General features: G+C 40.3%; 15 protein-coding genes, 1 tRNA gene and 1 pseudogene. 15 read left to right on the plus strand and 2 right to left on the minus strand.

Annotated features, from left to right (window positions below; genetic code table 11):
* Window positions 1–157 precede the first annotated feature (157 nt).
* The gene (locus IPL24_07330; GenBank protein ID MBK8363496.1) at window positions 158–487 is read right to left on the minus strand and encodes a hypothetical protein; all 330 of its coding nucleotides are present in this window, start codon (window positions 485–487) and stop codon (window positions 158–160) included.
* Between the two features lies 1 nt (window position 488).
* Window positions 489–1,043 (minus strand): sigma-70 family RNA polymerase sigma factor, encoded by a 555-nt coding sequence (locus IPL24_07335; GenBank protein ID MBK8363497.1) that lies wholly within the window; start codon window positions 1,041–1,043, stop codon window positions 489–491.
* A 166-nt stretch (window positions 1,044–1,209) separates the two neighbouring features.
* Between IPL24_07335 and IPL24_07340 the strand changes: the two genes are divergently transcribed.
* From IPL24_07340 to rpsC, 15 genes and pseudogenes are all read left to right on the plus strand, one after another.
* Window positions 1,210–1,289: transfer RNA gene (locus IPL24_07340), tRNA-Leu, on the plus strand.
* 59 nt (window positions 1,290–1,348) lie between these two features.
* On the plus strand, window positions 1,349–2,722 hold the full coding sequence (gene tig / locus IPL24_07345) for a trigger factor (protein MBK8363498.1): 1,374 nt from the start codon (window positions 1,349–1,351) through the stop codon (window positions 2,720–2,722).
* A 294-nt stretch (window positions 2,723–3,016) separates the two neighbouring features.
* Window positions 3,017–3,694: an ATP-dependent Clp endopeptidase proteolytic subunit ClpP gene (clpP, locus tag IPL24_07350; GenBank protein ID MBK8363499.1), complete on the plus strand. Its 678-nt coding sequence runs from the start codon at window positions 3,017–3,019 to the stop codon at window positions 3,692–3,694.
* A gap of 299 nt (window positions 3,695–3,993) precedes the next feature.
* Window positions 3,994–5,235, plus strand: coding sequence for an ATP-dependent Clp protease ATP-binding subunit ClpX (gene clpX / locus IPL24_07355; protein MBK8363500.1), 1,242 nt, complete (start codon window positions 3,994–3,996; stop codon window positions 5,233–5,235).
* Window positions 5,236–5,560: 325 nt separating this feature from the next.
* Window positions 5,561–5,966 (plus strand): annotated as a pseudogene (locus IPL24_07360) (30S ribosomal protein S12).
* Window positions 5,967–6,005: 39 nt separating this feature from the next.
* Window positions 6,006–6,473 carry a 30S ribosomal protein S7 gene (rpsG, locus tag IPL24_07365; protein MBK8363501.1) on the plus strand — a complete coding sequence of 156 codons (468 nt, stop codon included), beginning with the start codon at window positions 6,006–6,008 and terminating at the stop codon, window positions 6,471–6,473.
* A gap of 281 nt (window positions 6,474–6,754) precedes the next feature.
* Window positions 6,755–8,881 carry an elongation factor G gene (gene fusA / locus IPL24_07370; protein ID MBK8363502.1) on the plus strand — a complete coding sequence of 709 codons (2,127 nt, stop codon included), beginning with the start codon at window positions 6,755–6,757 and terminating at the stop codon, window positions 8,879–8,881.
* Between the two features lie 41 nt (window positions 8,882–8,922).
* On the plus strand, window positions 8,923–9,231 hold the full coding sequence (gene rpsJ / locus IPL24_07375) for a 30S ribosomal protein S10 (GenBank protein ID MBK8363503.1): 309 nt from the start codon (window positions 8,923–8,925) through the stop codon (window positions 9,229–9,231).
* 71 nt (window positions 9,232–9,302) lie between these two features.
* Window positions 9,303–9,920, plus strand: a complete 618-nt coding sequence (gene rplC / locus IPL24_07380; protein MBK8363504.1) for a 50S ribosomal protein L3 — start codon at window positions 9,303–9,305, stop codon at window positions 9,918–9,920.
* A 2-nt stretch (window positions 9,921–9,922) separates the two neighbouring features.
* A complete protein-coding gene (gene rplD, locus IPL24_07385; GenBank protein MBK8363505.1) occupies window positions 9,923–10,555 on the plus strand; it encodes a 50S ribosomal protein L4 in 633 nt (210 codons plus the stop codon).
* Window positions 10,552–10,842, plus strand: coding sequence for a 50S ribosomal protein L23 (rplW, locus tag IPL24_07390; protein ID MBK8363506.1), 291 nt, complete (start codon window positions 10,552–10,554; stop codon window positions 10,840–10,842). The genes rplD and rplW overlap by 4 nt, the downstream gene beginning before the upstream one ends.
* Window positions 10,843–10,854: 12 nt before the next feature.
* Window positions 10,855–11,676 carry a 50S ribosomal protein L2 gene (gene rplB, locus IPL24_07395; protein ID MBK8363507.1) on the plus strand — a complete coding sequence of 274 codons (822 nt, stop codon included), beginning with the start codon at window positions 10,855–10,857 and terminating at the stop codon, window positions 11,674–11,676.
* A gap of 65 nt (window positions 11,677–11,741) precedes the next feature.
* Window positions 11,742–12,014 (plus strand): 30S ribosomal protein S19, encoded by a 273-nt coding sequence (gene rpsS / locus IPL24_07400; GenBank protein MBK8363508.1) that lies wholly within the window; start codon window positions 11,742–11,744, stop codon window positions 12,012–12,014.
* 18 nt (window positions 12,015–12,032) lie between these two features.
* Window positions 12,033–12,518 carry a 50S ribosomal protein L22 gene (rplV, locus tag IPL24_07405; protein MBK8363509.1) on the plus strand — a complete coding sequence of 162 codons (486 nt, stop codon included), beginning with the start codon at window positions 12,033–12,035 and terminating at the stop codon, window positions 12,516–12,518.
* A gap of 55 nt (window positions 12,519–12,573) precedes the next feature.
* Window positions 12,574–13,428 carry a 30S ribosomal protein S3 gene (gene rpsC, locus IPL24_07410; GenBank protein ID MBK8363510.1) on the plus strand — a complete coding sequence of 285 codons (855 nt, stop codon included), beginning with the start codon at window positions 12,574–12,576 and terminating at the stop codon, window positions 13,426–13,428.
* The last annotated feature ends 38 nt before the right edge of the window (window positions 13,429–13,466 follow it).

Raw genomic sequence — 13,466 nt, forward strand, 5'->3', positions numbered from 1 at the left:
GGGTACTAAAATTTTTTTCGAGTAGTCTGACTTTTAGTGACATTTTAAAATAAGTAATAACATCACATCAACGCGTGACCTCTGACCTTTGACCTTTGACCTGATTTACCACACAAGTCCGGACCATGCAGACAATAAAATCACCGTCTGAAAGAAACTACTTAAGCCGCATTAGAAGCACAGCCACAAAAATCAACATTCCGATAACAAAAAGCAAAACGATCAAATTGTTTATTCCGATAAAGTCAAAGACACTTTTCTTTGTGTTGAATTTTTTTCTTCCTTTTTTGCGGAGGTCACGGATGATGTTGGCTGACTTAAGTGAATCGTCCATTTGTGAAACACCGTTCATAGCCTCTTCACAGAAAGAACACTCCTGCATGTGTTTCTCCATGCGGTGCATTTCCTGAGGTGAAAGCTGTTTGCTGTGATAAGCAAAGATCTCTTCTCCGGTTAGGTGACGATATTTTGATGAATGATTCTCCACTTTATTTTTTATGCAATAAGATTAATTTCAAATTTCTTTTTCCGTTCTGAATAAAACTTTTAACCTGATTAAGATTAAATCCTGTCTTCTCTGTAATTTCTTTATACGATAGTTCCTGTATATAGAATAATTCAATGCATAGCTTTTGTTCAGAGTTGAGTTGATCGATTGCCACTGATAGGTTCGGCAAATGAACATTGAACTCAGGAATAGATTCTTCTTCTTCTACCAATTCAGACTGATAGGAGAGAGGTGTAGTTTCTTTACGTTTTGAAAGCTGACGTAAACTATGATTTTTTGTAACGACATGTAACCAGGAAGAAAAGTTTTTGATATCATACCTGTTCAGGTCGCGACCAAGATTTTCAAAAATATGCAGAACAGCGTCCTTACAATCTTCTTCATCTTTCAGGTAATTATAGCTTACTCCATAAACAAGGTGACTGTAACGATCGAATAATACTCCAATTATGGAAGGATTACCTGTCTTGCGGAAATCAGTGATGAGTTCTTCATCTGAAAGTAAAGATGGATTTTTTGACCTTAAAAATCTCAAAATCAGTAGCGTTTATTTATAAGTAACGTTCGGTCAATGATACAATTTATAGAAAGATCGGGAAAATCATTTTTTCCATAAATTATGTGTTGGAGTTTCAGATTATTTTAATGTATCTTCGCGTCCCGTTTTGAAAGAAACGTTCTTCTAAATAATATTGTTAATCGCGGGCGTGGCGAAACTGGCAGACGCACTAGACTTAGGATCTAGCGGGCAACCGTGTGGGTTCGACTCCCTCCGCCCGCACTAACTTTAACCTCAAAAATCCCGAATATTTCGGGATTTTGTGTTTAAACCCATTCATCATGAATATTTCTAAAAGCCAGATCGACGATTTAAATGCGATCATTTCCATTGAACTAAAGCCTGAAGATTATCAAGGTCGGGTGAATAATGTTCTCCGTAACTATGTTAAGACAGCAAAAGTACCCGGATTCCGTCCCGGACATGTGCCAATTGGTATGGTGAAAAAAATGTATGGTAAGGCTGTCTTAGTTGAAGAATTGAACCGCATGCTGAGTGAAGAACTGGGGAAATATATCTACTCTAATAAGATCGAAGTCCTTGGCTCGCCGCTTCCTAAACGAGCTTCCAGCGAGATCATCTTTGAAGATGGCCGCGATTTTAAATTTGAATATGAAGTGGGTCTGGCTCCATCGTTCAATGTCGTAACTCCTGCTACAAAGATCCCTTACTACCTTGTTAAGATTGATGATAAAATGGTAGAAGACGATATTAATGACGTTCGCCGTCGTTATGGTAAGTTCTCTAATCCGGAAGTATCGGATGAGACAACTATATTTTATGGTGAATTCAATGAACTTGATGAAGACAGACAAATAAAAGAAGGTGGAAATAAAACAACGACTACTTTATCTTTAGAAATGATCACCGATGCAGACAAAAGATCGAAATTTATCGGCTTGAAAAAAGAAGATACGATTGATTTTACTCCAGTGGATACTTTCAATAGCGAAGCTGAAGTTTCAGCATTGTTGAAAGTGGATAAAGACAGTCCTGCATTGCATTCTGCATATCGCTTTACAATAATGACTGTTAATAAAGTTGAAAAAGCAGAATTGAATCCGGAATTGTTCGACAAGTTATTCGGTCCGGGAGTTGTTTCGACTGAAGATGAATTCAGAACGAAGATCCGTGAAGGTATTGCATCTTATTTCGAAAAAGAGAGTGATAAGAAACTTCGTAAGGATATGAAGTTAATGTATCTTGAAAATAATTCTTTTCCATTGCCGGATGAATTTCTGAAAAGAATGCTGAAAGCAAATCAGGAAAAAGAAGTTGATGAGCACACTTTTGATCACGACTATTACCATATTTCTGAAGATCTTCGATGGAACCTTGTTCAGGAGAAAATTGCAAGTGCAAACAATGTACAAGTAAGTCCTGAAGAAGTAAATGAAGTCGCAAAACAAATGGTTATTCAGCAATTCTCACAATATGGCGTACCGGCTCCCGAAGATGAAAAACTTACGGAACTGGCAAATAATTATCTCCAGTCTGAAAATAACGGCGAAAGAGTTGAACGTATCATCCGCGATAATAAGGTCTTTGATGTTTTGAAAAAAGAAATCAAACTTGATATGATTGAAATGCCATATCAGGAATGGGTCGATAAGATGAATGAGAAGACACAACATGAAGTGGAACATCATCACTAAGAGTCGAGAATAGAGAAAAAAGGAAGGCCGGTACAGAGTATCGGCCTTTTTTTATGTTCAAAGTTCAAAGTTCAAAGTTCAAAGTTGGCTTGACAGGTTCGCAAAGCCAACCTTTAACCTTTGAAACCAGCAAACCTAATTATTTGCAACCTGCAACCTGAATCGTGCGTAGGACTGTTGAAAACTAATTCCCCCTTCAGCAAACAGTCTTGATCGGCTAATTAATTTTGGACTGCTGAAATATTTTGGTCATTTCGCCGTCTTTAATTTCAGAATAAACTTAAAAAACAAATTATGAATTACGCAGATGAATTTCGTAAGTACGCTGTTAAGCATCGTGGAATAGGTAGCCATTCAGTTGACAGTTTCGTTTCTGCAGTCAGAGCAGATTACATTTCTCCTACAATTATAGAAGAACGACAGTTGAACATTGCAACAATGGATGTGTTTTCACGTCTGATGATGGATCGTATCATCCTCCTTCGTGTGGGAATCAATGACTATGTGTCTAACATCATTCAGGCACAACTTTTATTTCTCGAATCAGTCGATGCAAAGAAAGATATTCAGATCTATCTGAACAGTCCGGGTGGATCTGTTTATGCAGGTCTTGGTATCTATGATACAATGCAATTTATTCAACCAAGCATTGCAACGATCTGTACAGGTATGGCGGCCTCTATGGGTGCTGTATTAATGTGTGCAGGTGCTAAAGGAAAGCGTGCTGCATTAAAACATGCACGGATCATGATTCACCAGCCAATGGGTGGTGCTGAAGGACAAGCTTCCGATATTGAAATCACAGCAAGAGAAATTCAGAAATTGAAAAAGGAATTGTATGAGATCATTGCATCTCATTCAGGACAAGAGTTCGATAAAGTATGGAAAGATTCTGATCGTGATTACTGGATGACAGCTGAAGAAGCAAAAGAATATGGAATGATTGATGAGGTGTTGACAAGAAAGAAATAATTTTTATTATTTCAAAACGATTTTGGGGGGTCTTTTTGTAAATAGTTTTATGCCAAAGGGAGTAAAAAAACGCCCCGCGGGGGGGGTTTCCCCCCCCCCCGCGCGGGGGGGGGGGGGGTGGGGGGGGGGGGGAGAGAAACACCCCAAACAAAAAAAATAACACAGTATTAGATGTTGTTTTTGTTTAAAACTCAACACATTGAAGAAAGTGTATGAGAGAAGGCTATTTTTTTGAGGTATTCAAACTATTTTGACTAAATTGCGTTTAATTTTACTGTTGAAAAAAGTTCCTTGTTCGAATGAAAAATCAGAAAGAAATAAAGTGCTCATTTTGTGGTCGCGATAAAAGCGAAACCTACGTCCTTATAGCAGGAATTACAGGTCATATTTGTGATCAGTGTATTCAGCAAGCCCAGAATATTTTGAATGATGAGATGAATAGTAAGTTGAAAAACACTATCAACTCACACATGACTTTGCTGAAGCCTGTCGAAATAAAAAAGTTTCTTGATCAATATGTGATCGGACAGGATGATGCGAAAAAAGTTTTAGCGGTTGCAGTTTATAATCACTACAAACGAATTTCAAGCAAGATCAAAAAGCAGGATGAAATTGAGATTGAAAAATCGAATATCATTCTTGTTGGTGAGACCGGTACCGGTAAAACATTACTTGCCCGGTCAATTGCAAAAATGCTGAACGTACCGTTTTGTATCGCTGATGCTACAGTTTTAACTGAAGCCGGATATGTTGGTGAAGATGTTGAAAGTATCTTAACACGTTTGTTGCAGTCGGCAGATTATGATGTCGCTTCTGCTGAACGTGGAATTGTATATATTGATGAGATCGATAAGATCGCCCGCAAAAGTGATAACCCATCGATCACCAGAGATGTCAGCGGTGAGGGGGTTCAACAGGCACTTCTGAAACTTCTTGAAGGTTCCATAGTAAATGTTCCACCGCAGGGAGGTCGTAAACATCCGGAGCAGAAGATGATTGCAATGGATACTCATAATATCCTTTTCATTTGCGGAGGCGCTTTTGACGGAATTGAGAAAAAAATCGCCAAACGTCTGATGACCAATGCTATCGGTTATAAAACCGGTCGTGATGGTGATCATTTCGATAAAGCCAATTATCTCCAGTATATCAGTCCGGTCGATCTGAAATCATTTGGAATCATTCCGGAATTGATCGGTCGTTTGCCGGTTGTTACTCATCTGGATCCACTTGACAAAGTGACCTTGCGTTCAATATTGACGGAGCCTAAAAATGCATTATTGAAACAATACGAGAAACTGTTTGATCTGGAAGGAATTAAGCTGGAGCTGGATAAAAGCGTACTCGATTTTATTGTTGATAAAGCCTTCGAATTCAAATTGGGAGCCCGTGGATTGCGATCGATCTGTGAAGCCATTTTATTGGATGCAATGTTTGAATTACCTACTTCGAAAGGCAATTCCAAAGAATTTGTAGTAACCCTGGCTTATGCTAAAGAAAAATTTGCTAAAACGAATGCAAATAAACTGAAAGTAGCTTAAAATCAGCACATTCCGTTTTTTATCGATTTTTGTACAAAAACTATAAAAGAAAGCCGGCAATTTTAGACGCCGGCTTTTCCTTTTTACTCAACTTTCAGCAAAACTCTTTTTTTCTGATTTTTTCAAAATATTTTTTAGAATTCAGGACTTTGAATTATGGCGTTTTTATCGTTTAAAGTGGCACTAATTCATTCTTTTCAATTTGTTTAAAATATTTTATCAACACTATTTGGTAAATAAGAACTTAAGATTACCTTTGCATTCCCCAAAAAAGGGGGATTTCGAATAATAATTAAACAGAGTTTAACAGTAATCACCTCGAAGAATGCCTACGATACAGCAGTTAGTTCGCAAAGGACGCTCAAAACTGATTGATAAAAGTAAATCACCCGCTTTGGCTTCATGTCCACAGCGTCGTGGTGTTTGTACACGTGTGTACACAACGACTCCAAAAAAAGCCGAATTCGGCGATGCGTAAAGTTGCCCGTATTCGTTTAACGAACAAATTTGAGGTTACTGCATATATTCCCGGAGAAGGTCACAATCTTCAGGAACACAGTATCGTAATGATCCGTGGTGGTCGTGTTAAAGATCTACCGGGTGTTCGTTACCACATTATCCGTGGAACTCTGGATACAGCAGGTGTTGAAGGCCGCAGACAGCAACGTAGTAAATACGGAACTAAACGTCCTAAACCAGGTGCACCGGCAGCTCCGGCAAAAAAGAAATAATTAAATTAAAGTAAACCGAATACTTCAATAAATAAGTAAATGCGTAAGTCGAAACCAAAGAAGAGAATTTTATTACCGGATCCCATTTTTCATGATACTCTGGTAACACGTTTCGTGAATAACCTAATGTACGGTGGGAACAAAAGTACTGCATACGGAATTTTTTATGCAGCTATCAACCGTGTTGAAGAAAAGACTAAAGAAACAGGTCTTGATGTTTGGAAAAAGGCAATGACAAACGTAATGCCTACAGTAGAGGTGAAAAGCCGTCGTGTAGGTGGAGCAACATTCCAGATCCCAAGCGAAATTCGTCCTGATCGTCGCGTTGCTTTAACAATTAAATGGTTGATCTCTTATAGCCGTAACCGTAATGAGAAATCAATGGCGGAAAAATTGGCAGGAGAGATCATCGCAGCTTCTAAAGGTGAAGGTGCAGCAGTAAAGAAAAAAGAAGATACGCACAGAATGGCAGAAGCGAATAAGGCTTTCTCGCATTTCAGAGCATAATATTCGAGTTAAGAGTGAAGAGAATCGAAAGAGTGAAAAGTGAAGAGTGAAAATCTGCCAGTGGGCAGAGAGAGTGCCGGAGCCGGTAAAAGGGAAACGGAAAAACAAAATAACAAGTAGTTCTTTTTTTTAAGATAACCACTGACTTGCCGCAGTAACGTGCAAGGAATTAGACCGGATAACTGAATGTCGCAGCGAAAGCTGAAAGTAAAATGATCATTCAAAGTGTCCTGTTATCGCGAAAAGAAAACTATCGTTATGATTAACGGAAAAATAATCAAATGTCAAAAGAATTATTACATACTCGCAACATAGGTATCTCTGCTCACATTGATGCAGGTAAGACTACTACAACTGAACGTGTGCTTTACTATACAGGAAAAGTACACAAGATCGGTGAAGTGCACGAAGGTGCTGCTACTATGGACTGGATGGTTCAGGAGCAAGAGCGTGGGATCACAATTACATCGGCTGCCACGACTACTTACTGGGATTATTTAAACGAACAATATAAAGTAAACATCATTGACACTCCGGGTCACGTTGACTTTACCGTAGAGGTAGAGCGTTCATTACGTGTACTTGACGGAGCCGTTGCTCTTTTTTGTGCTGTAGGTGGAGTTGAGCCTCAGTCTGAGACAGTATGGCGTCAGATGAATAAATACCTGGTACCTCGTATCGGTTTCGTTAACAAAATGGACCGTGCCGGTGCAAACTTCCTTAACGTTGTTGCTCAGGTAAAAGAACGTCTTCATGGAAATCCTGTTCCTCTTCAATTACCAATCGGTGCTGAAGATATGTTTACAGGTGTTGTAGATCTTATCATGAACAAAGCCATCATCTGGCATGATGCAACTAAAGGTGCAACATTTGATGAAGTGCCTATTCCAATGGATATGATCGCTGATGTAAATCACTGGCGTGCTAATCTTGTGGAAGCAGTTGCTGAATTCGATGATCGTTTGATGGAGAAATTCTTCGAAGATCCGAATAGCATCACTGAAGATGAACTTCGTATTGCGATCCGTAAAGCTACGATCGCTATGAAGATCACTCCTCTTCTTTGTGGTTCTGCATTTAAAAATAAAGGTGTTCAGGCGATGCTTGATGCCGTTATCCAATATTTACCATCTCCTATGGATGTGCCTTCAATTTCAGGTATCAATCCAAATACAGATGCTCCTGAAGAGCGTAGAGCTGATGCAAAAGAGAAATTTTCTGCTCTTGCATTTAAGATCATGACTGATCCATTTGTGGGTCGTCTGGCTTTCTTCCGTGTTTATTCTGGTCGTCTTGATGCAGGTTCTTATGTATTGAACTCCCGTTCAAATAAGAATGAGCGTATCTCCCGTATCATCCGTATGCATGCAAACAAACAATCTCCGATCGATTTTATCGAAGCCGGTGATATTGGTGCAGCAGTTGGTTTTAAAGAGATCAAAACAGGTGATACACTTTGCGATCCTGCTTTCCCGATCGTTCTTGAGTCAATGACTTTCCCTGCTCCGGTAATCGGATTAGCGATCGAGCCAAAAACTCAGGCTGACGTTGATAAATTAGGTATGGCTTTAGCAAAACTTGCTGAAGAAGATCCTACGTTCCGTGTGAACACAGATGAAGATTCTGGTCAGACCGTAATCAGCGGAATGGGCGAGCTTCACCTTGAGATCATCGTTGACCGTCTTCGTCGTGAATTTAAAGTTGAATGTAACCAGGGTGCTCCTCAGGTTAACTATAAAGAAGCTCTATTCGGTAGCGCAACTCACCGTGAAGTTTATAAGAAACAAACAGGTGGTCGTGGTAAATTTGCCGATATCCAATTCGAGATCTCTCCGTGTGATGCTGAGTGGCTGGAAAAAGGAAACACAGGACTTCAGTTCGTAAATGAAATCACAGGTGGTTCTATTCCACGTGAATTTATTCCTTCAATTCAAAAAGGATTTGATTCTGCAATGGGCACTGGTGTTCTTGCCGGATTCCAGATCGAACAAATGAAAGTAAGATTGTTTGACGGTTCATTCCACGCAGTCGATTCAGATGCATTGTCTTTCGAGATTTGTGCGAAGATCGGTTTCCGTGAAGCTGCTCCTAAAGCAAAAGCTACATTGATGGAGCCTATCATGAAAGTGGAAGTTGTAACTCCGGATCTTTACATGGGTGATGTTATGGGTGACCTTAACAAACGTCGTGGACAGTTAGAAGGAATGGATACTCGTGCAGGTGCTCAGGTTATCAAAGCGAAAGTTCCTCTTTCTGAAATGTTCGGTTATGTGACTACACTTCGTACCATCACTTCAGGCCGTGCATCTTCTACAATGGAATTCTCTCATTATGCAGAAGCTCCTCGCTCACTTGCTGAAGAAGTAATTGCTAAAGCAAAAGGCAAAACAAAATCTGTACAAGCTTAATTAGAAACTGATAGTATAATCAATAATAAACGTTCTTTAAAATGTCTCAGCGAATCCGCATCAAATTAAAATCATACGATCACAATCTGGTTGATAAATCAGCAGAGAAGATCGTGAAAACTGTGAAGATCACAGGTGCTGTAGTGAATGGTCCTATTCCACTTCCTACAGATAAAAAAATCTTCACTGTACTTCGTTCACCGCACGTGAACAAGAAAGCGCGTGAACAATTTCAATTATGTTCATACAAGCGTTTGCTCGACATCTATAACTCATCAGCAAAAACTGTAGATGCACTAATGAAGCTTGAATTACCAAGTGGAGTAGAAGTTGAAATCAAAGCATCATAAACTGAATAACGAATTCAAAAGTGAATGTCTGGTGTAAAAACCAAACCTCTGACTAATAAAAACAAAAAACAATGTCTGGAATAATTGGAAAAAAAATCGGAATGACAAGTGTCTTCGGCGCAGATGGAAAATATCTTCCATGCACCGTGATCCTTGCCGGACCGTGTGTTGTCAGCCAGATCCGTACAAAAAGTAATGACGGATACGATGCTGTTCAATTGGCATTTGACGACAAAAAGGATAAACATTCTACAAAAGCTGAACTTGGTCATTTCAAAAAAGTGAACTCAGGAGCTAAACGTAAAATAGTTGAGTTTCGTGAATTTCCTGAAACACCTGAATTAGGTAGTGAGATCAAAGCTGATCTTTTTACAGCAGGTGAATTTGTGAACGTGATCGGAACATCAAAAGGAAAAGGTTTTCAAGGTGTTGTAAGACGTCACCATTTCAGTGGAGTAGGTATGCAGACTCACGGTCAGCACAACCGTCTTCGTGCGCCGGGTTCATTGGGAGCATCTTCAGATCCTTCACGAGTTATGAAGGGTATGCGTATGGGTGGTCACATGGGACATGAGCGTGTTAAGATCCAGAACCTTGAAGTAATTAAAGTGATTGCTGAACAAAATCTTTTGGTTATCAAAGGAGCGGTTCCGGGTCATATTGGATCATATGTAATTGTGGAGAAATAATCATGGAAGTAGCTATCATAAATACAGCCGGTAAAGAAACCGGTAAGAAGGTAAAGCTTGATACAAGCATCTTCGCAATAGAACCAAACGATCACGCAATCTATCTTGATGTGAAGCAATTTCTTGCCAATCAACGTCAGGGAACTCACAAATCGAAAGAGCGTGCTGAGATCGCACGTACTACAAAGAAACTGAAACGTCAAAAAGGTACCGGTGGTGCCCGTGCAGGTTCAATGAAGTCGCCTTTATTCGTTGGTGGTGGTCGCGCATTCGGACCTCGTCCACGTGATTATCATTTCAAACTAAACAAGAAACTTAAACACCTTGCTTGTCTTTCAGCTCTTACTTACAAAGCGAAAGAACAAAATGCAATGATCCTTGAAGATTTCAAAATGGATTCTCCAAAGACCAGCAATTACGCAAGCATCATGAAGAATCTTAATCTGACTGATAAAAAAGTTCTTCTTGTATTACCGGCACACGATAAGAATATCTACTTGTCAAGCCGTAACCTTGAGCGCAAAAAAATAACTACTGCAGCAGAATTGAATACTTACGACATCCTAAATGCACAGTCGCTCGTGCTGGTCGAAGGTTCTGTATCAGTTATCGAAAATAGATTCTTAGACAAATGAGTATCCTGAAAAAACCTCTCATCACTGAGAAGATGACAAAAGCCGGTGAAAAACTTGGGCACTATGGATTTGTAGTTGACTACAAAGCCAATAAGATCGAGATCAAACTGGCAATCGAGAAAATGTACAACGTAACAGTTGAACGCATCAATACTATGCGTGTTCCGGGAAAAATTAAGACCCGTTATACTAAGACTGGTGTTACAACCGGAAGTACAGGTTCTTATAAAAAAGCCGTTGTTACTTTGAAAAAAGGTGAAACAATCGACTTCTATAGCAACATTTAATACTAACTAGAAATGGCAGTAAAGAAACTTCGTCCGATTACTCCGAGTCAACGTCACACGATTGTTGATTCATACGACGATATAACAGCATCCCGTCCTGAAGAATCTCTGGTCGTTCCGATTAAAAAATCGGGTGGCCGTAATGATGATGGAAAAATGACTATGCGCTATGTAGGTGGTGGTCACAAAAGAATGTACCGTCTGATCGACTTCAAACGTAATAAACACGGTGTTGAAGGCGTAGTTAAAACGGTAGAGTATGATCCGAATCGTACAGCACGTATCGCTCTTGTTTATTACAAAGACGGAGAGAAACGTTACATCATAGCTCCAAACGGAATTAAAGTTGGACAAAAAATCATGTCCGGCGAAACTGCAACTCCTGAAATAGGAAATGCAATGTTCCTTAAAGATATTCCACTGGGTACATTGATCCATGCAATTGAATTGCGCCCGGGTCAAGGTGCAGATATCGCTCGTAGTGCAGGAACATATGCACAACTTGCAGCCCGTGACGGTAAATATGCAATCATCAAATTGCCTTCAGGTGAAACACGTATGATCCTTACTACTTGTCTTGCGACGATCGGTACTGTATCTAACGGAGATCATATGCAGGAGCAGTTAGGAAAAGCCGGTCGCTCACGTTGGGCTGGTCGTCGTCCAAGAGTTCGTGGTGTTGCCATGAACCCGGTTGATCACCCGATGGGTGGAGGTGAAGGTCGTGCAAGTGGTGGTCATCCACGTTCACGTAAAGGCTTACTTGCAAAAGGTTTCAAGACCCGCAAGAATAAGACTACAGATAAATATATCATTGAAAGACGTAAGAAATAAAGTATAAAGTCGGAGTGATGAAGTAATAATCAAAAGCAACATCACAGACAAATAACCAAAAAACAATGGCTCGTTCACTAAAAAAAGGTCCATACATCGCTCATCACTTAGATAAAAAAGTGGTAAAGATGAATGAGAGTAAAAAGAAAACTGTGATCAAAACATGGTCACGTGCTTCGATGATCTCTCCGGATTACGTAGGTCACACATTCGCTGTGCACAATGGAAATAAATTCATTCCGGTTTACGTAACCGAAAACATGGTAGGTCATAAGTTCGGTGAGTTCTCACCAACACGTACATTCCGTGGTCACAGTGGTAACCGTAACGAAAAATAATAAACACTCAATTAAGTCATGGGAGTTAGAAAAAGATTAGCTGCAGAAAAGCGCAAAGAAACCTTGAAGACCACAGCGATTGCACGTAATGTGCAGGCGCCAACTTCACCACGTAAAGCACGTGTTGTATCGGATCTTATCCGTGGAGTTGAAGTCATGAAGGCAATAAACATACTTCACTACAATGCCAAATTACCGGCAAAACGTCTTGAAAAACTTTTACAGTCTGCTATCACAAACTGGGAAATTAAAAGTGGTCAGAAGATCGATGAAGGAACTGTGTATGTGAAAACAATTGCTGTTGATAGCGGCAGAATGTTGAAACGTCTTCGTCCGGCACCGCAAGGTCGTGGTAACAGGATCCGTAAACGTTCAAACCACGTAACGATCATCCTTGACAACATGGAGAATCGTAAACCTTCGAAGAAAGAAGTAGGAATTGCAAATCGTCTTGCAAAGACAACTGCAGCAAGAACAAAAGCTCCGGCAGCAGAAACAAAATAATCACTATCAAAATCTAAAAAATTTATCCGCCGCGGCGGATCAAGAATAAAACACGATGGGACAAAAAGCGAACGCGATAGGCAATAGACTTGGAATCATCAGAGGATGGGACTCCAACTGGTACGGTGGAAAAAACTACGCCGATAAACTGGTTGAAGACGAAAAGATCCGTAAATACTTAATGGCACGTCTTGCAAAAGGCGGCGTTTCAAAAATTGTTATTGAGCGTACATTAAAGCTGATCACCGTTACTGTTCATACTGCTCGTCCGGGTATTGTAATCGGAAAAGGCGGTCAGGAAGTTGACAGATTGAAAGAAGAGATCAAGAAGCTTACTAAGAAAGATGTTCAGATCAACATTTTCGAGATCAAACGTCCGGAAACTGATGCTCAACTGGTAGGTGATGGTATCGCTCGTCAGATCGAAGCCCGTATCTCTTTCCGTCGTGCAGCAAAAATGTCAATTGCATCTACAATGCGTATGGGAGCTGAAGGTATTCGTATCATGGTCTCAGGTCGTTTAGGTGGTGCAGAGATGGCACGTACAGAACAATACAAAGAAGGAAGAGTTCCATTACATACATTCCGTGCCGATATCGATTTCTCGATCTCTGAAGCACAAACAAGTTACGGTAAGATCGGTATCAAAGTATGGATCTGCAGAGGTGAAGTTTATGGAAAGAGAGATCTTTCTCCAAACGTAGGCTCAAACGCAACGAGCAGTGCAGGTTCAGGAAAAGGCTTTGGTACACCATCAAGAGGTGGTGATAACAGAGGCGGCGACAGAGGTGGTCGTGGCGGACGCGGTGGTCAAGGTGGCGGTGGAAATCGCGGTGGCCAGGGTGGCGGTGGAAATCGTGGAGGTCAGGGCGGTGGAAATCGCGGTGGTGGCCAGGGTGGAAGAAAATAAGCCCAAATAAATTTTAATCTAAGAGTTAATCAGAAATA

It is taken from the genome of Bacteroidota bacterium (genome assembly GCA_016711505.1).
Classification (GTDB): domain Bacteria; phylum Bacteroidota; class Bacteroidia; order AKYH767-A; family 2013-40CM-41-45; genus JADKIH01.